This is a genomic window from Luteibacter sp. GL_149, from assembly GCF_057834065.1.
In genome coordinates this window covers 3,711,198-3,733,927 of the sequence record NZ_CM174395.1, presented here as the reverse complement: position 1 = coordinate 3,733,927, position 22,730 = coordinate 3,711,198, and the positions used below count along the sequence as shown (strand labels likewise).

Annotated in this window: 22 protein-coding genes and 1 tRNA gene; 12 read left to right on the top strand and 11 right to left on the bottom strand. The window is 63.2% G+C overall.

Annotated features, from left to right (window positions below; translation table 11 throughout):
- Positions 1-237 precede the first annotated feature (237 nt).
- The 6 genes from AC3IR3_RS16550 (at position 238) to AC3IR3_RS16525 (ending at position 7,220) form a co-directional block, all read left to right on the top strand.
- Positions 238-945 (top strand): phage minor tail protein L, encoded by a 708-nt coding sequence (locus AC3IR3_RS16550; protein ID WP_489193728.1) that lies wholly within the window; start codon positions 238-240, stop codon positions 943-945.
- Positions 942-1,676, top strand: a complete 735-nt coding sequence (locus AC3IR3_RS16545) for a C40 family peptidase (protein WP_489193726.1) — start codon at positions 942-944, stop codon at positions 1,674-1,676. The genes AC3IR3_RS16550 and AC3IR3_RS16545 overlap by 4 nt, the downstream gene beginning before the upstream one ends.
- Before the next feature lie 424 nt (positions 1,677-2,100).
- Positions 2,101-2,787 (top strand): tail assembly protein, encoded by a 687-nt coding sequence (locus AC3IR3_RS16540; protein WP_489193724.1) that lies wholly within the window; start codon positions 2,101-2,103, stop codon positions 2,785-2,787.
- 69 nt (positions 2,788-2,856) lie between these two features.
- Complete coding sequence (locus tag AC3IR3_RS16535; RefSeq protein WP_489193722.1) at positions 2,857-6,219, top strand: TipJ family phage tail tip protein; 3,363 nt, start codon at positions 2,857-2,859, stop codon at positions 6,217-6,219.
- A complete protein-coding gene (locus tag AC3IR3_RS16530) occupies positions 6,219-6,521 on the top strand; it encodes a hypothetical protein (RefSeq protein WP_489193720.1) in 303 nt (100 codons plus the stop codon). Before AC3IR3_RS16535 ends, AC3IR3_RS16530 begins: the two co-directional genes overlap by 1 nt.
- Positions 6,522-7,220: a hypothetical protein gene (locus AC3IR3_RS16525; protein WP_489193718.1), complete on the top strand. Its 699-nt coding sequence runs from the start codon at positions 6,522-6,524 to the stop codon at positions 7,218-7,220. It begins immediately after the preceding gene.
- Positions 7,221-7,781: 561 nt separating this feature from the next.
- On the opposite strand, the gene AC3IR3_RS16520 is transcribed toward AC3IR3_RS16525, so the two are convergent.
- The 9 genes from AC3IR3_RS16520 to AC3IR3_RS16480 form a co-directional block, all read right to left on the bottom strand.
- Positions 7,782-7,857, bottom strand: a tRNA-Lys gene (locus tag AC3IR3_RS16520).
- A gap of 58 nt (positions 7,858-7,915) precedes the next feature.
- Positions 7,916-8,773: a VTT domain-containing protein gene (locus AC3IR3_RS16515; RefSeq protein ID WP_489193717.1), complete on the bottom strand. Its 858-nt coding sequence runs from the start codon at positions 8,771-8,773 to the stop codon at positions 7,916-7,918.
- 191 nt (positions 8,774-8,964) lie between these two features.
- The gene (locus AC3IR3_RS16510) at positions 8,965-10,353 is read right to left on the bottom strand and encodes a sensor histidine kinase (RefSeq protein WP_489193715.1); all 1,389 of its coding nucleotides are present in this window, start codon (positions 10,351-10,353) and stop codon (positions 8,965-8,967) included.
- A 119-nt stretch (positions 10,354-10,472) separates the two neighbouring features.
- Entirely contained in the window at positions 10,473-11,513 is a 1,041-nt protein-coding gene (gene phnD, locus AC3IR3_RS16505; protein WP_489193713.1) for a phosphate/phosphite/phosphonate ABC transporter substrate-binding protein, read from the bottom strand.
- A gap of 68 nt (positions 11,514-11,581) precedes the next feature.
- Positions 11,582-12,271, bottom strand: coding sequence for a response regulator (locus AC3IR3_RS16500; protein WP_489193711.1), 690 nt, complete (start codon positions 12,269-12,271; stop codon positions 11,582-11,584).
- 178 nt (positions 12,272-12,449) lie between these two features.
- Complete coding sequence (locus AC3IR3_RS16495) at positions 12,450-14,366, bottom strand: ATP-binding response regulator (RefSeq protein ID WP_489193709.1); 1,917 nt, start codon at positions 14,364-14,366, stop codon at positions 12,450-12,452.
- Between the two features lie 132 nt (positions 14,367-14,498).
- The gene (locus AC3IR3_RS16490; RefSeq protein WP_489196949.1) at positions 14,499-15,209 is read right to left on the bottom strand and encodes a TVP38/TMEM64 family protein; all 711 of its coding nucleotides are present in this window, start codon (positions 15,207-15,209) and stop codon (positions 14,499-14,501) included.
- A gap of 59 nt (positions 15,210-15,268) precedes the next feature.
- Positions 15,269-15,823, bottom strand: coding sequence for a nucleoside deaminase (locus AC3IR3_RS16485; protein WP_132144142.1), 555 nt, complete (start codon positions 15,821-15,823; stop codon positions 15,269-15,271).
- Positions 15,823-17,550, bottom strand: coding sequence for a glutamine--tRNA ligase/YqeY domain fusion protein (locus AC3IR3_RS16480; protein ID WP_489193706.1), 1,728 nt, complete (start codon positions 17,548-17,550; stop codon positions 15,823-15,825). Before AC3IR3_RS16480 ends, AC3IR3_RS16485 begins: the two co-directional genes overlap by 1 nt.
- A gap of 121 nt (positions 17,551-17,671) precedes the next feature.
- On the opposite strand from AC3IR3_RS16480, the gene AC3IR3_RS16475 reads away from it, so the two are divergent.
- From AC3IR3_RS16475 to msrA, 3 genes are all read left to right on the top strand, one after another.
- On the top strand, positions 17,672-17,941 hold the full coding sequence (locus tag AC3IR3_RS16475) for a putative signal transducing protein (RefSeq protein WP_489193704.1): 270 nt from the start codon (positions 17,672-17,674) through the stop codon (positions 17,939-17,941).
- 37 nt (positions 17,942-17,978) lie between these two features.
- Positions 17,979-18,497: an adenine phosphoribosyltransferase gene (locus AC3IR3_RS16470; RefSeq protein WP_132144149.1), complete on the top strand. Its 519-nt coding sequence runs from the start codon at positions 17,979-17,981 to the stop codon at positions 18,495-18,497.
- A 63-nt stretch (positions 18,498-18,560) separates the two neighbouring features.
- Positions 18,561-19,208, top strand: coding sequence for a peptide-methionine (S)-S-oxide reductase MsrA (msrA, locus tag AC3IR3_RS16465; RefSeq protein ID WP_489193702.1), 648 nt, complete (start codon positions 18,561-18,563; stop codon positions 19,206-19,208).
- A 19-nt stretch (positions 19,209-19,227) separates the two neighbouring features.
- On the opposite strand, the gene AC3IR3_RS16460 is transcribed toward msrA, so the two are convergent.
- Both AC3IR3_RS16460 and oxyR read right to left on the bottom strand, forming a co-directional pair.
- Positions 19,228-19,830 carry a hypothetical protein gene (locus tag AC3IR3_RS16460; RefSeq protein WP_489193700.1) on the bottom strand — a complete coding sequence of 201 codons (603 nt, stop codon included), beginning with the start codon at positions 19,828-19,830 and terminating at the stop codon, positions 19,228-19,230.
- A 12-nt stretch (positions 19,831-19,842) separates the two neighbouring features.
- Complete coding sequence (gene oxyR / locus AC3IR3_RS16455) at positions 19,843-20,808, bottom strand: DNA-binding transcriptional regulator OxyR (RefSeq protein WP_489193698.1); 966 nt, start codon at positions 20,806-20,808, stop codon at positions 19,843-19,845.
- A gap of 150 nt (positions 20,809-20,958) precedes the next feature.
- Here oxyR and AC3IR3_RS16450 point away from each other — a divergent pair, with 150 nt between their 5' ends.
- The 3 genes from AC3IR3_RS16450 to AC3IR3_RS16440 all read left to right on the top strand — a co-directional run bounded on the left by AC3IR3_RS16450 (position 20,959) and on the right by AC3IR3_RS16440 (position 22,681).
- Positions 20,959-21,507, top strand: coding sequence for a peroxiredoxin (locus AC3IR3_RS16450; protein ID WP_132144157.1), 549 nt, complete (start codon positions 20,959-20,961; stop codon positions 21,505-21,507).
- 189 nt (positions 21,508-21,696) lie between these two features.
- Positions 21,697-22,239 carry a carboxymuconolactone decarboxylase family protein gene (locus AC3IR3_RS16445; RefSeq protein ID WP_489193696.1) on the top strand — a complete coding sequence of 181 codons (543 nt, stop codon included), beginning with the start codon at positions 21,697-21,699 and terminating at the stop codon, positions 22,237-22,239.
- A gap of 85 nt (positions 22,240-22,324) precedes the next feature.
- A complete protein-coding gene (locus tag AC3IR3_RS16440) occupies positions 22,325-22,681 on the top strand; it encodes a DUF1428 domain-containing protein (protein WP_489193694.1) in 357 nt (118 codons plus the stop codon).
- Positions 22,682-22,730 lie beyond the last annotated feature (49 nt).

The following is a 22,730-nucleotide window of genomic DNA, read 5'->3' as shown; positions in this document are numbered from 1 at the left end:
CCGCGGCGATCCGATCAAGCAATTCGCCGATGATGCCGAGGCGATGTTCAATTGGCGGTCCGCACTTTGGAAGTGGGCAGCCGATTGGCAGTCAGGGTTCAACGGTTCGATTCCTTCGACGATACCCGCGTTTGAGGAAATACGGGCCATGGCTCCGCAGCCGGAAGCCTTCGGCTGGGTAGTGCACCCGAAGGGCGTGATTATTGGATCGCAACAGCCGCAGGAGAACCCGACGGCATGACGATCTTCGCCGACATCCAGACGCTTGAGCCTGGCGCATGGGTGGAGTTGTTCGAGATCGACGCGCGCTCCATCACGGGTGGTGGCGCCGGCGACATCCTGCGCTTCCATGGATACACGCAGGTCGGCCCGATCTACTGGCAGGGGACCACGTACGAGCCGTGGCCAATCGCGGCACAGGGTTTCAAGATCGACCCCGGCCAACCTCCCGTGCCGACGCTATCGGCGGGCAACGTCGATGGCCGGCTGACAGCGCTGTGTCTCGCGTATCAGGATCTCGTCGGTGCACGTCTCACGCGCAGGCGTACGCTCGGCAAATACCTCGATGTGGCGAACTTCCCCGGCGGTAACCCCACCGCCGATGCGGAGCAGGAGATCCCGCCCGAATTGTGGTTCATTGAGCGCCGCTCATCGGAGGACAGCACGCAGGTGACATGGGAGCTTTCGAGCCCCATGGACTTCGGCGGTCGTCAGCTGCCCAGTCGGCAGATTGTCGCCAACGTTTGTAGCTCGCTGACGAAGGGCGGTTATCGCGGGCCGTATTGCGGCTACACCGGCCCGCCGGTGGCGCGCATGGACGATTCCCCGACCGACGATCCGGCGCAAGATGCATGTGGTGGTCGCCTGACGTCGTGCCGGTTGCGCATCTGGCCGAATGGCGAACTGGCGTACGGTTCGTTCCCTGCCGCAGCGCTCATCAAGTGAAGGCGGCGACCCAGAGGGCGCTGCACGCGCATGCCTTGGCGGAATACCCGCGCGAGTGTTGCGGCGTCGTCGTCGTGCGCAAGGGGCGGGAGCGATACGTGCCGTGCCGGAACATCGCGATCACGCCCGATGAGCATTTCGTGCTGGCTCGCGAGGACTTCGCCTTGGTGGACGATGAGGGCGAAATCACCGCGCTCGCGCATTCCCATCCCAACGTACCTGCGCGGCCGTCCCAAGCGGACCTGGTCGCTTGCGAAGGGTCTGAAGTGCCATGGATCATAGTAAGTGTCATGCCGGTCGACGGCGACCCTACCGTGGCCGACACCGCCATCATCGAACCCACGGGCTACGAGGCGCCGTACGTAGGCCGTGAGTGGACGCATGGTCTGCTGGATTGCTGGGCACTCTGCCGTGACTGGTATGCGCGAGAGCGAAGCATCGATCTGCCGAACCCGCCCCGTACCGATGGGTGGTGGGACGATGGGGCATCGGACCTGTATGGCGACGCGGCAATGCAGGCCGCGGGATTCGCGAAGGTACCGGCAGGCGATATCCAGCCTGGTGATCTCATTCTCATGCAGATCAGGGCGAAGAACCTTGTCCCAAACCATGCCGCGGTCTATATCGGCGCCGGGCATATTCTCCATCACCTATCCGGTCGGCTCAGTTCGCGCGACGTATATGGCGGGTACTGGCAAGAGGTGACGCGGGCGGCGTGGCGGCTGGTGTAACCTGCGCCTTTTCAGATGGGGGATAGGGAATGCGCAAGGAATGGGTGGTTCTGGCAGTGGCCGTCGTCGGTGGGTGCGCAAGCGTGTCGGATCTCCGAACCGCTCCGCCGAAGTCGGTATTCGAAAGTGGGAAGACGGTCGATCAGCTGACCACCTGCGTTGCAGATGGATGGGCCGAAAAACGTGTGCAGATAGCGGTTGTTCCCACCGCGGGTGGGAAGAGCGTTCAGCTCCTGAATGCGAGTGGACCTCCTGTCGTCTTCCTTGATGTGACCGATCGCGATACCGGGTCAAAAGCGGCGCTCTACTCGCAAACCGGGTCGGGCGGATGGTTCGCAACTCGTGCTGAGGCATGTCGATGACTTCAGCGCGTACCTACTGATATAAAAAACCCGCTGCTAGCGGGTTTTTTTATGGGTGAAATATGACGGCGACGACAATTCTTCTTTCAGGTCCGATGCGAAAACGCTTTGGCCGTGAGTTCAAACTGCACCTTGATACAAAAACCCCTTCCGAGGCAATTCGCGCGCTATGCGCCATGGTTGAAGGTTTTCGCACATACCTCACGACAGCAAAGGATCGAGGAATCGAGTTCGCCGTGTGGCGCGGCCGCGGTCCTGCGGCTGAGAATCTTTCGGTCGAACAGCTACGTGAACCCGCTGGAGAGGTTATTCGTATCGCCCCGATCCACGTGGGCGCGAAGAATGGCGGTGTCCTTACAACCATCGTGGGAGCGGTCCTGATCGTTGTCGGTGCTATCGGTATGGCCACGCCCTTTGGTCAGGCGCTCGGCGGCGCGGCATGGGGGCCATTCTTGATGAACGCCGGCATTGCGATGGCAGCAGGTGGTGTCATACAGCTGCTCAGTCCCCAGCCGAAGATCAACAAGGCCGCGGACTCGGCGGACAACCAGTCGAGCTACATCTTCAACGGCCCAGTGAACACCACTGCACAGGGCAACTGCGTGCCAGTTCTCTACGGCGGCCCGATGGAAATCGGCTCTGCTGTCATCTCGGCGGGCATCGAGGCGACCGACTACAGCACGGCGCCGAGCAACGTCGGCTCCGGTACGGTGCTGGGCAACTTCAAGACGACGCCCTACGACGACTGACACCGTCGCTCTACATTCCGATACGACCACCCAAGCCCGCCGCGCGCGGGCTTTTTTTATGGGAAATCCATGGGCATCGATCCCCGTATCTCCGGCGCCAAAGGCGGCGGCAGCGCCCACACGCCTGTCGAAGCCCCCGACACGCTGCGCTCGATTTCGTATTTCCGAATCGAAGACCTGCTATCCGAGGGCGAAATCGGCGGCCTGGTGAATGGCCTTCAGTCGGTGAAGCTCAACGGCACGCCGGTCGCTAACGCTGATGGGTCGCTCAACTTCACTGGTGTCTCGGTGCAGATCCGTACCGGCACGCAGGATCAGAGCTACATCCCCGGTTACGGCGCGGTCGAAAGCGAAATCGCCGTGTCGACGGAACTGAAGTTCGGCACGCCGTGGGTGCGCGCGCTTTCGAACGTGGAGCTGTCCGCCTTCAAGGTGTTGCTCCAGGTCGACGCGCTTCAGAAGAGCGATACCAGCAACGGCGATATCAACGGCTACTCGATCCAGTACGCGATCGACGTCTCGACGGATGGTGGCGCATACAACACCGTTCTGACCACTGGGTTCACCGGCAAGGCTAGTGGCCCCTACCAGCGTAGCCACCGCATCGATCTTCCGAGGGCGACGACGGGCTGGAACGTGCGCGTGCGCCGCCTGACCGTCAACGCCAACAGCTCCACGACGGCCGACACGACGCGCGTCATGTCGATGACCGAGATCATCGACGCGAAGCTTCGGTATCCGAACAGCGCGTACGTTGCGATCAGCGGGGATGCTTCGCAGTTCTCCAGCATCCCTGCACGGTCCTACGTCTGCTGGGGCCGGCTGATCCGTATCCCGAGCAACTACGACCCGAAGACACGGACCTACACGGGCGTGTGGGATGGCTCCTTCAAGATTGCGTGGACGAACAACCCGGCATGGATTCTGTACGACATGGTCGTACAGGAGCGCTTCGGTCTGGGTGACCTTATCGACGCATCGCTGATCGATAAGTGGGAGTTGTACCGGATCGGCCAGTACTGCGACCAGATGGTCAGCGACGGGAAAGGCGGTCAGGAGCCGCGCTTTACTTGCACCACCTACCTCCAGAACCGGGCAGACGCGTTCCGCCTGCTTGGCGATATGGCGTCGGTGTTTCGCGGCGTGTCGTACTGGATGGGCGGCGCGATCACCAGCGTGGCGGACATGCCGCAAGACCCGGTGTACACGTATACCGCGGCCAACGTGATCGACGGGCGGTTTACCTATCAGTCCAGTGCGCGGAAAACGCGCTATAGCACGGCACTGGTGACGTGGAACGACCCGGCCAACAGCTACCGGCAGGTGGCCGAATACGTCGATCACCCCGACGCACTGCGGCGTTACGGTATCCAGCCCACCGAGTTCGTTGCTTTCGGCTGCACGAGCCAAGGGCAGGCGCATCGTGCCGGCCAGTGGGCACTGACGACGAGCTACTACGAGACGGATTCGGTGACGTTCGCCGTCGGCCTTGAGGGCCTTAAGGCGGCGCCGGGTCAGATCGTCCGCGTTGTCGATCCCGCCCGGGCAGGCGCAAGGCAGGGCGGCCGCATATCCATGGCGACGGCGACGGCCATCACTGTCGATCGCTCGCCCGATGGCGTTGCGGTTGGCGACACGCTGACCGTGAACCTGCCTACCGGGACTGCGGAGACGCGGATGATTTCGGCCATCGATGGCCGCGTGATCCGGGTGGGGCAGGCCTTCAGCCAACTTCCGGCCGGGCAGGCGGTATGGGCCGTGGAGAGCGCGACGCTTGCGGCACAGACCTTTCGCATTCTCAACGTCAGCGAGGACACATCGGACGGGGCCATTCGATTCACGATCAGTGCCGTGCAGCACGTCGCCGGCAAGTTCGCCTTCATCGACAACGGCACCCAGATCCAGATCCCGCCGATCAGCAAGCTGCCAGTGGGATCTCAGGTCCCGCCGACGAACGTGCGCATCACCAGCCACCAGGTGGTCGAGCAGGGGATCGCCAACAACGTCATGACGATCGCGTGGGATGCGCCCGCCGGTGCCGCGCGTTACCAAGTGGAATGGCAGAAGGATTCCGGCCAGTGGATTCAGGCCGGCAATGTGTCGACGACATCGGTGGACGTGATCGGGATCTACACCGGCACGTACGTTGCCCGCGTCACCGCATACAACAACGGCAACACGCCCTCGCTGGCGGCGCTCAGTGACCCGACGCCTGTGTTGGGCAAGACCGGCGCCCCGCCGGCATTGACGAGCCTCACGGCGAAGAGCCTGGTGTTCGGTATCCGATTGGACTGGGGCTTCCCCGCTGGCGCCGAGGACAGCCAGCGGACCGAGATTTGGTATGGCACGACGGCCAACCGCGACAACGCGACGAAGCTCGGCGACTACGCCTACCCGGGCAACTTCATGGAGATGCATGGGCTCGCGGCTGGAACGTCGCTGTTCTTCTGGGGCCGCATCATCGACAAGGCTGGCAACGTCGGCCCTTGGTATCCGGAGGTCGGGGCCGTTAACGGTCAATCGAGCATTGATGCTGCTGCCTACGATCAGTACTTCTCCGGCAAGATCAACGAATCCGCACTCGGTCACCAGTTGCTGTCCGACATCGAGGCCGTCAAGGATGTCGGTGGCCAGCTGGCCGACATGGCGGAGAAGCTCGGCGCCGTAGAGGGCGAAATCTCCCGCGTCGACGGCATCATCTCGGTCTTCGATCCGCCCATGGCTGGCGACGAAGGCGAGCACGCCGGCGACACGACCGTTTACGCGGGCGTGTATTCCGAACAGTCGGCTCGCGCAGATGCGGACGGGGCACTGGCCAAGCGCATCGACACGGTCGCCGCCTCCATGGATGGCTTCTCTGCGCTGGTTCGCGACGAAACCACGGCTCGCGTAACTGCCGACGGCGCGATGGCCGAGCGGATCACGACCGTACAGGCTGCGACCGACACCGCGACGGCCGCCGTCCAGCAGGTGTCTCAGGCTGTCGTCGGCATCGACGGCAAGATTCGGGCGACCTACACGGTCAGGGCGCAGGTGATGGCCGATGGCCGCATCTACGGCGCGGGCATGGGCCTTGGCGTCGAGCAGCAGCCCGACGGCTCCTACCAGTCGCAGGTGCTGTTTCAGGCAGATCGCTTTGCCGTCGTCAACGTAGCGAATGGTGTGACGACGGCGCCGTTCGTCATTCAGGGCGGCCAGGTATTCATCAACCAGGCGATCATCGGCACGGGCTACATCACCAATGCCATGATCGGCAACGTCATCCAGTCGACCGCTGTCGACAGCACCGGCAATGCCCTCTGGACGCTCGACAAGAACACCGGCTTCAGTATGCGCGGCTCAGGCGGGGCGGGGCGCACGGAACACGACGGCAATGGTGGCCGCGTCTACGACACGAACGGCGTCCTGCGCGTGCGTTGGGGTATCTGGTAATGCCGCAGGGTTTCCAGGTCTTCAATGGCTCGGGCGGCGTCGTGCTGGATACGACCATGCGCACCGGGCGGATTCTCGGGTCGGTCGTTATCACCGGAAACAACGGGTCGGTGAACGTGCCATCCGTCATCGGCACGCCATTCGTGATCATCCCGAAGTGGCCACGCCCCTCGAACTCGGGGCAGTTCGGTGAGGCATTCGTCGCGGGCAACGTGACGTTCGATGGGACCACCATCCGATGGTCGTTTGGCCTTGGTGGTGCGATCGCGGACCTCACGACTGTCTACTACGGAGCATATTGAATGACGGCTGGTTTTCAGGTGATCACCGATGCCGGGTCGATCCTCATAGACCAGGACTTCCCCAACCTTGCGCTTGTCGCGCGCGGGACGATTGCTATCGGATCGAACGCGGATGCCGGCGGGTACCGCGGCACGGTCAATATCCCAGCGACGGGGATGCCCATGGTGTTCGTGCGCAGCGGTGGGTTTGTGGCTATCGTTGACGCCACGGTCGGGAGCTTCGGCTACCTGATGGCGCAGGGCGTCACGTCTTTCGACTACTTCGCGTTCGCCCCGCCCCAGTCCTTGCCATCGAACTATGGCATGCAGGTCTTCGATGGTGCGGGGCGCCTGTGCTTCGACGCCGCACAACAGTACCTCCGGGTCACAGGCGTGATTGCCATCAACGCGCAAGTGATGAATTTCAACGATAGCGGCGGGGTAGGGAACATCTTGTCCTTCGGCCTACCTGGGGCGACGCCGGCCATCTGCTTCTCCGACCCCGGATTCCAGTTTCAGGTTCTGACGGGTAGCGGGGTTTCAGGTGGAACGAGCTATCGCACGATCGCGCGCTGCGGCATGCGTATCAATGGGGCGGCGCTGGACATTGCTCAGGTGCAGGCGCGGAGCGACATCTCGCTCCCCGGCGGCGTAAACGTCAACACGCGGTCTGCCGCGTCCCCCATGAGCGCGATCATCGCCGACGTGACCGGCATGTAGTAGACGGGGCGGTCGGCCTAGAGGCGATGCCGCGCTTCCCGGTGGTCGTCGTGCGTGCTGGCGCGGCACTGAGGGCAGCCGCCGGAATGTACGACCCGTCCATAGCGGCGGATGTAGCGCGCATAGTCGCGGTCGTGGAGTCGGCAGTAGCCGCGCTCATTCAGGCGCTTTGCCTCATGGTGCCGCGTCAGGCAGGTCACCCCACGTGGTCGACCATTCATTTCTTCGGGCGCGGGTAGCAGCTGGGGCAGAACTGTATGCGCCCGCGCACGAACTGGGGGTATCGGATGGAGTGCTTCTCGCAGAACCGATACGAGTCCAGGACATTGCCGCGCTTGCCGGACCATCCGGTGCGGCGAGATGTGTCGCGGGAGAGGGGGCGTTGAATACTCATGGCACGAATTTTCGTGCCTGCGCGTCTCATTGATCGCGACGCGAGATGGCGATATCGAACCGTCGGCACTGCGTCTATCAGGCCCGCATTCGCATCAATTTTACGGTCAATTTTACGGTAGGCCACATTAAGGGGCTTCACCTGACCGCTAAGCTACTGATACGTAATGGTGGGTCGTGCCGGATTCGAACCGGCGACCTACGGATTAAAAGTCCGCTGCTCTACCAACTGAGCTAACGACCCTTACGCGAACAGCCCGCTAGTTTAGTGGGAGGCGCGGAGTCGCACAACCTCACATGGGTCAGAGTGTGGCGACGATGGCCTCGACGTCGCGGCCGGCCTGGCGCCAGGCGCCGATGCCGCCCGTCAGGGGGCGCACGTTGGCGAAGCCCAGCCGGGTCAACCGCTGGGCCACCTTCGCCGCAGTGACCTCGTTGGGACACGAGCAATAGATGACCAGGGGCATGTGCCTGGGGAGTGCGGCGAGCTCATCCTCGGCGGTACTCAGGTCGAACAGTCGCGAACCGGGAATGATGTAGGGGTCGTCCTTGCGGACGCTTGCGGCGCGGACGTCGACGATGAGCGCACCCGGGTCGTTGGCCAGCAGGATCGCCAGTTCGTCGACCGTGATGCGGTTTTTCTTCAGCTGCATGATCAGCAATGTGCGACGCGCCCAGCGGAAGGCGATCCACAGGATGAGCCCGGCTATGGCGACGGCGGCCATGCCCATGCCGAACTGACGCAGCAGTGCGAGTACGGCGTCGATCTGCCGGTAGAAAACCATGCCGACGGTCAGGCCGACGGAGATCCACAATCCCGCGCCGATCAGGTCGAAGAGGGTGAATCGCGAGAAACGCGTGTCAGCCGCCCCGGCGATGGGAATGGCGACCAGCGACAGGCCGGGTACGAAACGCGAAATGAGCAGTAGCTTCACGCCGCGTTTCTCGAAGAAGCCGCCTGCGCGCCGCACGCAGGTATCCGGCGACAGCGAGATCTTGCACAGACGATCCAGTACGCGATAGCCGTAGCGGCGGCCGGTCATGAACCATACGGCGTCGCCGGCAAAGGCGCCGGCGAGGGCGCCGACAAAGGTCGCCAGGACGAGCAGCGGATTGTTCAGGGCGACAAGGGTGCTCCCGACGACGATAAGCGCAGGCATGGCAGGCACGGGCAATCCGATCGCCGCCGCGAACACGCTTGCAAAGGCTGCTATGGGCGCCGCCCCTGACCAGTCGTTGCTCGAAAGTATCATTGTCCCGCGGAACTCCCGGATCCCATCGCAGAACGATACGCCGGATGGGTTACACGCGACACATGGCGTCGCGGGGGCGCGGTCTCAATGGGGCAAGGTCAACTGGCGCGGCGCAGCGACGTGGACTCGGCGCTCCAGTCGCTCCGGCGGTCGACGCCATCGACTTCCACCCAGAACGTACTGCCCGCGCCGGGTCGCGAACGTACGCCGATCTGCCCGCCGAGCACATCGGCAATGCGCCGGGCGATGGTCAACCCCAGCCCGTAATCCACGTGGCCGGGAAGCCGGACGAATTCCTCGAAGATGCGTTCCTGTTGCTCGGAATCGATGCCGACGCCGTTGTCGCGGACTTCGATCCGGACGCCGCGACCGCGACGACGCGCGGCCACGAGTACCCGGCCATGGGGTGCGCTCGCCATGGCGTTCGCCACCAGACGATGCAGGAGCTCGCCGAGCAGTGCCCCATCGCTATGTAGCGGGAGGCGTCCGCCGCGCCAGCGCAGGTCGACATGCAGGCGATGCGCTTCGGCCGCGCACGTGTCGCGCTCGCGTACGAACAGGTCCGATGCGATCAGATCGACAGGCAGAGGTTCGACGATACCGGCATCGAATCTCGCCATTTCCATCAGTGCATCGAGCAACTCGGTCATGCGGACCAGATTCGAACCGATCTGCGCCAGCGCCGCGCGTTGATGCAGATCCTTGCCCGGTTGCATGCCTGCCACGAACAGACCCATGGCCTGTAGCGGCTGGCGAAAGTGGTCGCCGAAGCGTGCGACGAACCGCGTTTGTCGCGCAATGTCGCGAAGCCGGAGGCGCAGCGCCTCGGCCATGCGATCTTCGTGATGCGCGCGTAGCTCGGCTACTTTGTCGATGCATTCGTCGAGCGCATCGAATTCGACGACGCCTGTCTGGATGGGTTCGATGAATGGCCGTCCACGCAGTACGCGCATGAAACGATCGCGCACGGTATCTAGCGGACGTACGACCAGCGACGCATGCGCACAGGTGGCCAGCGCGAAAATGACGAGTATGCCCAGGGTCATGAAGGTTCCGAACCATACGGCGGATGTGCGCCGGTCGTTCGACGGACGCGCGTCCGAGATCGCGGTCAGTTCGCCATAGGGCGTTGCGACGGTGACCCGGTAGGTGGTGGCTTTGGCGAGTGGGGCACCGTTGTCGATGACGATCCGCCGGCCGTTATCCCGGCGCAGACTGACCAGGGTCGTGGGAGGGTTGGCAGTCAACGCCAGTTGAAGCGCGTGTCGAAGTTGTTCGTCGTTGCCTGCATCCACCATACTTTCGCCGATGCGAAAAGCCTGTGCGGTGGCAAGCGCCTGCGCCTCGGTGGTCAGCGAACTCATAGTGGTCGCGGTGAACGCAACCACCATGGTGAGGGCGACCAGCGTCATAGGCAGCAGGCCGCTCAGCAACAATCTGCTGCGAAGCCGCACGGGACGGCGAGCCGGTTGGAGCGACGCTGTCATGGCGGCGGGCCTTGGACGGAGCTTTGGCGATGACCCGACTCTAGTGGGCGCGCGACGGCGGCGCGATACTCAAAGCGATGTAGCCAGCAGGCCTAGCCCATTCGACCTATGTGCGCGGGTCAGTGCGCGCGCAGTTGTCCGACCAGTGCGCGATGATCGTCTTCGATCTTCTTCAGGCGAGCTTCGCGGGCCGCCTCGCTGACCCATTGAGCGGTCGTCGCGCGGCGTCGCTCCAGCGTGTACTCGATGTCGGCGAAGGGCGCCAGGTCGCTGTTGCTCGCAGGCGCGAAACCGCTGATGTCGTGGATATGCTGGAGATTGACTTCTTCGCGTGTGCTGTCCTTTCCCTTACCGTAGTTCACGAGAAAGGTCGCGATGCGTTCGCGTAACGACAGCGGCAGGTCGGTCCGTACCACGATGACCGCATGGGGAATCAGCGACGAACGCCAGAGCACGCGAAGGCGGGCGTACTGGTCGGGGAAGTGTTGGGCGAAGCGTTCGAGGTCGGCGGTGTTGTTCGTCGCCACGTCCACTTCGCCGTTCGCCACCGCAAGCGCATTGTTCTGGTGGTTGTCGACGTGAACGTTGGAAAAGAACGTATCCGAATCGAGGCCGCGCGCGGCGAACAACTGGGTTTCCGGAACGAGATAGCCCGATACCGACAAGGCTTCGCCGCGCGCGTAACGCCAGCGGCCCTGCCGCGAGAAAAGCTGATCGAGCGTTCGCAGTTTGGAGTCGGTGGCGACGATGAGCAACGCGTTGTAACCCTTGGATCCATCGCCGCGCGTGAGGTGTGCGATGACCTGCATGTTGTGCCGGGTTACGGCATCCAGTGCCAGTCGTCCGGACAGAAAGGCGATGTCGACGCGCTGCTCGCTGATGGCCTGCGCGATGCCTTCGTATGTCGTGACGGAGATGCTTCGAATGGGACGATCCAGCGCTTTGCGCAGGTCGTCGAGCATCGGCTGCCAGGCTTCCAGCGATTCGGCGGGTCCGCCGATGGGCAGGATGCCGAAGGTGAGTGGCGCCCCGGGATCCTCGTCGATGTTTCTGGATTTCTGCGCCAGGGCAGGGGTGCACGCAAAGACCAGGATCAGTAAGAAAACGTACCAACGATGGCGCGCGCGTATCCACCGCGGTATTCGATGACGTTCCAGCATATGCCTGCCCCGAGAACCATCTTGCGCGCTGCGATCGCTCGCGGCGCAGTGCCCTGTCCGGCAGCAGCTTACGACGAAACTTGCTGGCTTGGGGCGGGGAGGTCCAGTTTGGCGGCTACCGAGACAGCCTCGGTGCGATTGCGGACGCTGAGCGCGCGGAAAATGGCGGCCAGGTGGATTTTCACTGTGCCCTCGCTGATTCTCAGGTCACGGGCTATGACCTTGTTCGGGCTGCCCTTCTTAAGAAGGAAAAGGACTTCCATCTGGCGATCGGTCAGCAGGAGTGCCAGCTGGTGGTGCAGAGGAGCCCTGCCGGGGCCGCCCTTGCCGGGATAGGCTGCGCCGTCGCCGGCCGCATCGATTTCCGCCAGGGCCATCTGGGGTACGTAAACGCCGCCGGAAAGCACCAGGCGAATCGCGCTCAGCATCACGTCGGGGGAATAGGACTTGGGGATATATCCGCGTATGCCGATATGCAGGACATCGCGGATGACTGCAGGGTCTTCGGAACCGGACAGGACGAGGATGGGCAGGGACGGCAGCGCGGCATGGAGTGCTTCGAGATGGTCGGTGCCGTGGGCGCCGGGCATGGCCATGTCGACCAGAGCCAGATCGGGAGGAGGTGTCTGGCCGCTTGCGGCGCGTATTTCGTCGGCATTCGACGCGACGACAAACTGAGTGTCGGGGCCCAATTCGGCAAGCTTAACCTTGACCCCCTCGACAATCAGCCGATGGTCATCCGCAATTAGGATCAGCATAGTTTGTACTTCTCTGCCGGCTGAAAGCCCGCCCCAACGCCGACCATAACTCTGCGAGGAACGCGCTGCAACATTTGCAATCAGTACATGTGTATTTCTCGTCGAAGATGCGTTACGACAAACATAACTGTTTGCATGATTAATGCCTGTGTATGCGGCAGGGCAACAAGGGCAGCTGTTATGTGCTTTTCTGGTTTGAGGTGGTGGCACGTTTCGCAGCGGTCGAGATCAATACTTCCCGCAGGCGTTCGGGCGAAACGGGCTTATAGAGCACAGGGGTGGTTTCCTGGTCGACCGCGCGCAGGTGTTCGCTACGGGTTTCGCCAGTAATGAGTACGCGTGCGAAGGGAGGGGGATCGCCTGGGCGGCGCCGGAAATATTTGTCCAGAAGAGCCAGTACATCGAGTCCGCTGCCTTCGCGAAGGCGCAGGTCCGAAATGACGAGATCGGGTGCGTGCTGCCACATCTGGACCGCTTCCATCGCCTCCTGCGCATCCTCGGCCGTTGCGACTTCGCAACCCCAGCTACCCAGTAGATAACTGATGCCGGAGAGAATACTCGGTTCGTCGTCGATGATGAGGACGCGCATGCCCGCGACATCGTGGGCCGGCATGGCGGTTTGCGGAAGCGGTATCGTGTCCATCGCCGGAGCGACTTCCGGAAGCATGACGCTGAAAACACTGCCCGTGCCGGGCTTGGACCTTACGGTCGCGTGCGTGCCGAGAAGGCGCGCAAGACGCTGCACCGTCGACAGGCCCAGGCCAAGCCCGCGACGCGGTCCATCGTGCCGCCCCGAATCCGGATGGCCTTCTATACGGAAAAATTCGTCGAAAATATGCTCATGATGTTCCTCGGGTATGCCGCTGCCGGTATCCCATACGTCAAGGCGAATCAGTTGCCCGCGTCGCTGCCGTGCCGCCACGAGAACGCCGCCGCACTGCGTATAGCGCAGGGCATTGCTCACCAGGTTGTTGAGGATGCGTGCGAGCATGGTGCGATCGCTGCGCACCCATAGATTCGTCGGACGTACGACCAGGCGAAGATCGTGCTGCTCGGCCACCATGCGGAAGTTGACGCTGACTTCCTCGAAAATGTCGTCTAGCGGGAACGGCCGGAGTACCGCCGACATGGCGCCGCTTTCCAGGCGCGAAAGATCGAGCAGCTCGCTGAAAAGATGGTCGAGCGCATCCACGCATTCCTGGATATGGGCGATGCGGTCCAGTCGTCCCGGATCGTATTCGTCCACGGCCAGTCCCGACGAAAACAGCGTTAGTGCGTATAGCGGCTGACGCAGGTCGTGCGAAGCCGCCGCGAGGAATCGCGCCTTGGCGACGCTTGCCGCTTCCAGTGCGGCGTTCTTGCGTGCCAGTTCTTCCGTGGCCGCGGCGATTTCCCGCTCCATGCCGATCTGCGCGTCCAGCAGTTTCGATGCCGCGCCATTGAAGCCGCGTTGCAGATCGCCGATCTCGGTATCGTCCGTTACGGGTACGACTACCGTACGGTCGCCAAGACCGAGCTGACGCACGGCGATGGCGAGTCGTCGCAACGGTGCGCTCATCCAGCGCGCGGTCGACCAGCCCATGATGATCGCCATGATCAGACTGAGTACCAGCCATATCAATGCGCTGCGCAGGCTGGATCGTTGCGCCGTTACCGCTTCGGTCACGCTGACGTCGACGGTGACCGACCCGATCGATTGCCGCGTTGCATCGTCGATGACCTCGCGCGACACGGTCAGGGCATCGCTGTCGTCGACGCTGCCGTTGCGGCGATCGGCAAGGATCTCGCCGTCGCGGTCGGCGATGCGTACGCGTGCGACTTGCGGCAGCTGGATCATCGATTGCGCGATGCGACCCAGCTCCCGGCGTTGGCCTTCGCGAAGCGCGTCTCCCGCCACCGAGGCCGCCTGTTGCGCGATAGCGTCCGCGGTGGAGCGGCCCATGTCGCGCAGGGTGTCCATCTGGTGCCGCGTCAGAAGGGCGAATAGCAGAATGGCGCTGGTGGCTGTCGGAACGAGCGCGACAAAGGTCAGTCGCTGGACCAGCGACGTACGACGCCACACTTTCTCCAGCCACGAAGCCGATGACTCGCGCATGGAACCCCCCGGCGGCCCCGTCCGGGGGCGCCAAGCGCACAGCCTACCGCAGATCGGATGGCGGGTGTCCTTGAGGGTTATCGAGTTCCGGGGCGGACGTGACGGCTGCGGGTCGGTTGCGTCATTGCACCGTCAGGACCGATTGCGCCGCGCCCTTCGTTCGCGCAAGGCATTCACGCCCAATGGCAGCAGCGCCAGCACAGCCAGTGCGCAAAGCGGCAGCAGCAGGCGGGGTTCGAGCAGAAGGGCCGGGCCGAAGGTCTGGCCCGCGCCCAGTGCGTCGCCCAGACCGGCGCCCACCGACGTTTCGAAGATCAGTGAGACGGTACCGCCAAGCCAGGTAGCGCCAAGGAACAGCCAGAGTGGACAGCGTAGCCACGCCAGCGCCATCGTCATCGCGCCGAACGGCATGATCGGAATGAAGCGCAGTGCCAGCGTATAGCTGACGGGATGAGCCGAGAAGCCGTGTCTTAGCCGTTCGACCAGTGCGGGCGGAGATTTGCCGCCCGCGCCGAAGGCATAGCGGCTGGCAAGGTAAAGAAGCAGCGAACCCAGCGTCAACGCTATCGAGGAAAGCATGGTCCCTGTCGCGACGCCGAACACGAGACCGCCGGCGAAAATGATGACGACCGTGCCGGGGATGCCCGTCGATACGGCAAGCGTCAGCAAGCCGATATACGTAAGCCCCGATAGCCACGGGTGACTGGCGACCGAGGCGCGCAGATCCGTTTCCCTGGCGAGCAGGTGTGCCGGGTGGAAGCGATCCAGCGCACCGGAATACAGCAACACGATGCCGGCCAGCACCAGCAGAATCAGCGGAAGCGCGGCGCGCCAGCGGCTCAGCGTGGCCACCGGTGTTCGGAGGGGCGGGACGATGGGGCGCGAGTGGCCATGCGATGGACTCAGTAATGAACGCCGCTTTCGCCGTAGCGGCGAAGCACTTCGCGCGCTTCGTCGCGGCGGATGTCCCGGCGCACGGCGACGCCACGTTTTTCCAGTTCACCGATCCAGTCGGCCGGCAACGGGCCTTCGTCGAACTCGGTCAGTTCCTCGACGTCCTCGGCGCGTGCGCCGATCAGCAATTCGTCGACCCCTGCCCAGACCGTGGCGCCGTAGCACTGGCAGCATGGCTGGGAACTGGTGGCAAGACTGAAGCGGCTGCCGTCTTCATTGAGGCGGAAACGCTGCAGGCGTTGCTGCGCGAGCATGTACGCCATCATTTCGGCATGGGCGACCGAGCACGAATGCGGCACGACCCGATTGACGCCGACAGCGACGAGACGGTCGCCATCGAATACGGCGGCGCCGAACGGACCGCCGGTCGCGAGGTCGACATTACGGCCCGAAAGTTCGATGGCGAGGCCGACCTTCGCTTCGTCGCCGACATACATGGCGCCGGCATCGACGGCTTCGTGAACCCAGGCAGGAAGGGTGAGATGCACCTGTGCGTAAAGCATTACTGCTGCTTCGCCCACGAATCGCGCAGCGTTACCACGCGGTTGAACACCGGGCGGTCGGCCGTGTGATCGGCGATGTCGGCGACGAAATAGCCGAGACGTTCGAACTGCATGCGATCCTCGCGCGTGGCGCCGGCAGCGGCCGGTTCGACGTAACCCTGCACCACGCGACGTGAATTCGGGTTCAAGTGGTCTTTATAGGTTTTGCCGTCGCTGTCGTCGTCCGGATCGACCACATCGAACAGGCGGTCGTACAGGCGCACTTCGGCCGCAATCGCATGGCGGGCACTGACCCAGTGGATCGTGCCTTTCACCTTGCGCTCCGAGCCGGGCATGCCTGTGCGGCTGTCGAGGTCGAGGGTGCCGCGAAGCTCCGTGACGTTGCCGTCCGCGTCCTTGACGACCTCGTCGCAACGGACGATGCCGACACCGCGAAGACGAACCTCGCCTTCGGGCTTCAGGCGATGGAAACCCTTCGGCGGCACCTCGGCGAAGTCTTCGCGTTCGATCCACAGCTCCGGCGAGAACGGAACGCTGCGCGTGCCGAAGCTCTCGTCCTTCGGGTGGTTGGGGAAGGTCAGCTCTTCGTTATGGTCGGCGTCGAGATTGGTGATAACCAGCTTCAGCGGATCGATGACACCGAGACGGCGCGGCGCAGCGGCGTCCAGATCCTCGCGCACGCAGCCTTCGAGTACGCTCATGTCGATGATGCTGTTCTGCTTGCTGACACCGATGCGTTCCCAGAACAGGCGGATCGATGCGGCTGTGAAACCGCGCCGACGAACGCCGACGATCGTCGGCATGCGCGGGTCGTCCCAGCCGTCGACGAGGTTCTCGGTCACCAACGTGAGCAGCTTGCGCTTGCTCATCACCGTGTAATTCAGATTGCCGCGCGAGAATTCGATCTGGCGCGGTTTGGTGGGCGTCGTGGGCAGGCCGGCGTCGACCAGCGGCTGCCACAGGTCGGGGTGGTTCTTCAGGTCGACGTTGTCCACGCACCAGTCGTACAGCGGGCGATGATCTTCGAACTCCAGCGTGCACAGCGAATGGGTAATGCCTTCCAGTGCGTCGGACAGGCAATGCGCATAGTCGTACATCGGATAGATCGGCCACGCGTCGCCGGTGTTCTGGTGATGGACCTTGCGGATGCGGTAAATCGCCGGATCGCGCATGTTGATGTTGCCCGACGTCATGTCGATTTTCGCGCGCAGCGTTTTCGCGCCGTCGGCGAACTCGCCCGCGCGCATGCGCTCGAACAGGTCCAGGTTTTCTTCGACGGAACGATCCCTATACGGCGAATTGCGACCCGCTTCGGTCAGCGTGCCGCGGTATTCGCGCATCTGTTCGGCCGAGAGATCATCGACATACGCCTTGCCGTCGCGGATCAGTTTCAGCGCCGAACGGTAGAAGACCTCGAAGTAATCCGAGGCGTGCCGCAGTTCGGCCCAGCCGAAGCCCAGCCACTTCACGTCGCGCTGAATGGCCTCGACGAATTCCACGTCTTCCTTGCTGGGATTCGTGTCGTCGAAGCGCAGGTTGCACGTGCCCGCGAACTCGGAGGCAAGCCCGAAATTCAGACAGATCGACTTTGCGTGGCCGATATGCAGATAACCGTTCGGCTCGGGCGGAAAGCGCGTATGGATAACGCTGTGCTTACCCGAGGCGAGGTCGTCGCGAACGATCTGGCCAATGAAGTGGAGCTGCGAAGCAGGCGTTTCGGTCGACATCGGGAGGGCTCGGTAGGTCGGATGCGGCAAACGGATGAGTTTACCCGCATGGGCGCATTCGTGGGGCGGCCTTGCCGGAGCGCCGCTTGCCGTTGGCCCGACGGCGGGTTAGCTTGGGTCCATGCGTATCGCCTATCACGCCGAATCCCTCATCGACGCCCATCTGGTCAAGGATGCGCTCGAGCGGGCTGAGATTCCGGCGTTCGTTTCCGGCGAGTTCCTGACCGGTGCTGTAGGCCAGCTTCCCGCCCGCGATTTCGTCGCCGTCATGGTGCCCGAAGGCTGCTCCGAAGCCGCCGAGACCATTGTGCGTGCGGTCGATGCCCAACTGATGGAAGCGCGCGCGGCGCTGGCCGACGATCCGGGCGATACCGATATCCTGTTCGCCTGACGGCGAGCGCGTCCCGCAAAGCGAAGGGATTCCCCCCATGCAAGCTATTTCCGACCTCATCCGCGACGTGCCGGACTTTCCCCGGCCGGGCGTTCTCTTCAAGGATATTTCGCCCTTGCTGGCCGATGCCGACGGTTTCGCCCTCTGTATCGAAGCGCTGGCCGACCCATGGCGGCAGTTGGGCGTGCAGGCCGTCTGCGGCATCGAATCGCGGGGTTTCATTTTCGGCGCCGCGCTGGCCCGCACGCTGCATGCGGGCTTCGTGCCCGTACGCAAGAAGGGCAAGCTGCCGCCGCCGGTTATCGGCATCGACTATGGCCTGGAATATGGCGTCGATCGTCTGGAGGTTGGCGCCAGCGCGTTGCGCGCGGGCGAGCGGGTGTTGATCGTCGACGATGTGCTGGCGACGGGCGGCACACTGGAAGCCGCACGGCGTCTGGTCGACGGCCTCGGCGCCGAAGTGGTCGGCGGCAGCGTGGTGATCGAGCTGGCGGCCCTGGCCGGACGTCCGCGCTGGACGGGCGCCACGCCCCTGCACGCGCTGATCCTGTCCTGATTTCGCGTTGCAAACCGGTGGGGACGACCGCATCTTCCGGGACATCCCCAAGGAGGTCTGGCCATGCTCGGTATCGGTGCCTATAAACAGCGTCTGCCCCAGCCCGACAAGGCACTACCCGGTCGCGCCAAGCCGCTAGAGGTCGAGGACCGTCATTACGTGACGGGCCAGTCCTTCAAGGACGTGCCCGCCGGCGCGGACGTCGCGGTGTTCGGCATGGGTTGCTTCTGGGGCGCGGAGCGCAAGTTCTGGTCGGTTCCCGGCGTGATTTCGACCTCGGTGGGTTATGCGGGCGGATACACGCCGAACCCGACCTATCGCGAGGTGTGCTCGGGCGAGACCGGTCACGATGAGGTCGTGCGCGTGGTGTACGACCCCGCGAAGGTCGACTTCGACACATTGCTGAAGGTGTTCTGGGAGAATCACGACCCGACCCAGGGTATGCGTCAGGGCAACGACGCGGGCACGCAGTACCGTTCCGCGATCTACGTCGGCGACGCCGAACAGCTGGCGGACGCCGAGGCGTCGCGCGATCTTTTCCAGAAGCGGTTGTCGACGTCGGGTTACGGCGCGATTACCACCGAGATCCGGCAGGACGTTCCGTTCTACTTCGCCGAAGACGAACATCAGCAGTATCTGGCGAAGAACCCGGCTGGCTATTGCGGGCTTGGCGGTACGGGCGTTACATGCCCGATCGGTGTGGATGCCTGACGCGGGCTTCGCGCCGGCTTCAATTCGCCAGCGTTTCCCCGATGTCTTCCACCAGCACCACTTCGCACGCGCCGGCGCCTGTGTCGTCGCGTGTCAGCGATGTGTTCCAGACGCGGCCGTCGTCGCGATGCACGTTCACCAGGAACCCTCGCAAGTGCACGATTTGGCCCTGACGAATAGCGCGTAGCGCACGGGCGACCGCGTCGCTGGCCGGAATCATGTGCATGTTCGCACTGGATTCCTCGATCTCGCGACGAGGGATCGGAAAATCGTCCGTGTACCAGAAGTAGAAGCGGTTGGACTGCGAGATACGGATGCGGTCGAGGACGGCCGTATCGGACATCCGTCCCCAGCCAAGGGTCAGATCGGTCGGGGATATCGGCGCGAGGTCGTCCATCTGGTAGTCCTCGCGCGACAGTACCCGGGCGGTGATATCGAAGTTGGCGCGCGGGTCCAGCGTGAACCGGCCGCTATGCAGCTCGGCGGGATGCCCGTCGATGTCCGTCTGGGCGGGTGCGCTCGCTGCGAGCATGCCCGAGGCCGCATGCGCGGGCCGGTGCTGCCACCAGTTCGCCATCCCCAGGCCGCAAAGTAGCAATAGGGCTATTAACCAGATTCTCATCAAGAAGCCCGATCACGCAGGATTGCTGTGACCGGCAACGTTGGAGGCGGCGTCCCGTTGACGCGAAGCGCATCCGTGCGTGGTCAGCAGTTCGGCGGGAACGTCGCGAATGACGTCCGCAAGGCTTTGCAGGAAGGGTGTCATCGACGAACTCTTGCGCCAGAGCATGGCGATGCGCCGGCTGGGCGCCGGTGCCTCGAACTCGATCAGGCGGATGTTTTCCGATCGCGCGACGGGCGGTTGCACGGCCAGTGTGGGCAGCAGCGTGATGCCTACGTTGGCCGAAACCATCTGACGCAGGGTTTCGAGGCTGGTCGCACGAAAACCGGATTTTTCGCCGGCGCCGGCCATATGACAGACCTCCAGCGCCTGATCGCGCAGGCAATGACCGTCTTCCAGCAAGAGCAGGTTCTGATCGGCCAGGTCGTCCATGCGCAGGCATTCGCGATCCGCGAGTGCGTGACTCGCGGGCACCGCCAGCACGAAGGGCTCTTCGAACAGGAATTCGGTGTGCAGCGTGTCCTCGTGGACGGGCAGGGCAAGGATGCCCGCGTCGAGGGCGCCCTCGCGCAGCATGCGGATGATCTGTTCGGTTTTTTCTTCGCGCAGCAAGAGCTCCAGCCGGGGAAAGCGGGTACGCAGGTGCGGAATGACATGCGGAAGCAGGTAGGGTCCAAGCGTCGGGAAAATGCCGAGGCGAATGGTGCCCGATTCCGGATCGCGCGTGCGCTGGGCGATAGCCTTGATCTCGTCGACTTCGGACAGCACGTCGCGGGCCCGGCGCGCGATTTCGCGACCCGTATCCGTTAGCAATACTTTTCGCGGTGTACGCTCGACGAGCGCGACACCCAGTTCGTCCTCGAGCTTCTTGATCTGCGTCGAAAGCGTTGGCTGACTGACGAAACTGGCTTCCGCGGCACGGCCGAAATGGCGATGCTCGGCCAGTGCAACAAGGTACTGAAGGTCGCGCAGGTTCATGAGAATAGCCCGCTGGTCTGATAGTCGTACCCTATCATAACCATGCTTACAATTGATTTGAGATATGCCTTCCCGAGGCGTAATCTTGTCGTCAGTCGCGTCCCCAAGCGCGCCGACACATCTGTCCCTTTTTAACCAGGAGAGTCAACCATGCTGACCATTGGCGATAAGTTCCCGAAGTTCAACCTCGATGCCGTGCCGGGCGGCAAGCTGGCCGACAAGATCGAAAACGCGTTTTCGAAAATCTCGGACACGTCCTACGAGGGTAAGTGGAAGCTCGTCTTCTTTTACCCGAAGGACTTCACCTTCGTTTGCCCGACCGAGATCAAGGGTTTTGGCGATCTGAACGAAAAGTTCGCCGACCGCGATTGCCAGATCCTGGCCGCTTCGACCGATTCCGAGTTCGTCCACCGCGCCTGGCGCATGGACCACGCCGACCTGCGCGACCTGCCGTTCCCGATGCTGGCCGACATTAAGAAAGACCTGACCTCGGCGCTCGGCATCCTGACCGAAGACGGCGTTGCCCAGCGCGCGACCTTCCTGGTCGACCCGAACAACGAGATCCAGTTCGTCTACGTCACGGCCGGTTCGGTCGGTCGTAACCCGGACGAAGTCCTGCGTGTTCTGGACGCCCTGCAGACCGACGAACTGTGCGCCTGCAACTGGAAGTCCGGCGACGAGACCCTCAAGGTCGCCTAAGCTGTAAAGGCCGTAAGTCCCACGCCGCATCGCTCCTCCCCGCGCGGCGTGGGCAACCTCCAGAGACGGTGAAGTCCGCTTCGCCGGCTCGTTTAAAGACCCGACACCTGAGCGTGTCCCGCGTGAACCGGCGATCGCGCCGAGCCATTCCGCGCCTCTTTCCTATCGTTCAAGACAAAGGTGCTTCCCATGAGCGTCGCCGATCTTCGTAGCCAGATTCCCGATTACGCCAAAGACCTCAAGCTCAACCTCGATTCCGTGCTGAGCGAGGCGGGTGCCCCCGGTCTGAGCATGGCGCAGATCGCCATGGTCGCACTGGGCTCCGCTTACTCGTCGCGGTTCAAGCCGTTGACGCAGGCCATCGCCGCGTTCGCCGCCGAACACGCCAGCGCAGAGCAGCTGACCGCCGCCAGGGGTTCGGCCGCGATCATGGGCATGAACAACATCTATTACCGCTTCCAGCACCTGGTCAGCCATCCGGAATACGCCACCATTCCGGCGAAGCTCCGCATGAACGTGATCGGTGCCTACAAGGGCGACGCGAAGAACGACTTCGAGCTGGTCTCGCTCGCCGTCTCCGCCGTGAATGGCTGCGGCATGTGTATCGATTCGCATGACAAGGTGCTTCGCGACGGCGGCGTTTCCGTGCAGGGCATCCAGAGCGCCGTGCGCATAGCCTCGGTGATCCATGCGGTGGCCGTGGTGCTCGAACAGGCCGAAGTTGCAGGTTGATCGATCCGCGGCGGAGCCTGCTTAACGTTCCGTTCGCATGTAAAGGACGAGTCTTCCTCTCCCTGTGGGTGAGGAGGACTCTGTCATGTATGTCGATGGTTTCGTAGTACCGGTTCCCGAAGACCGGCTTGCCGAATACCGGAAAATGGCGCGCCGTTCGGGCAAGGTCTGGCGCGAGCACGGCGCCCTCGAATACTGGGAATGCGTCGCCGACGACGTAAAACCCGGCAAGACGACCTCCTTTCCGCAGAGCGTGAAGCTCAAACCCGGCGAGACCGTGATCTTCGCCTGGGTCATCTATCAGTCGAAACGCGATCGGGACCGGGTGCTGAAGGCGGTCATGAGCGACCCCCGCCTGGCTGATCTGATGGATCCAAAAAAGCTGCCGTTCGACGGCAAGCGTATGTTCTGGGGCGGATTCAAGCCTCTGGTTACCCTGTAGGCGCAAACATCGATTGGGTCGCCCATGCCTTCTGGCACTGGGTCAGAGG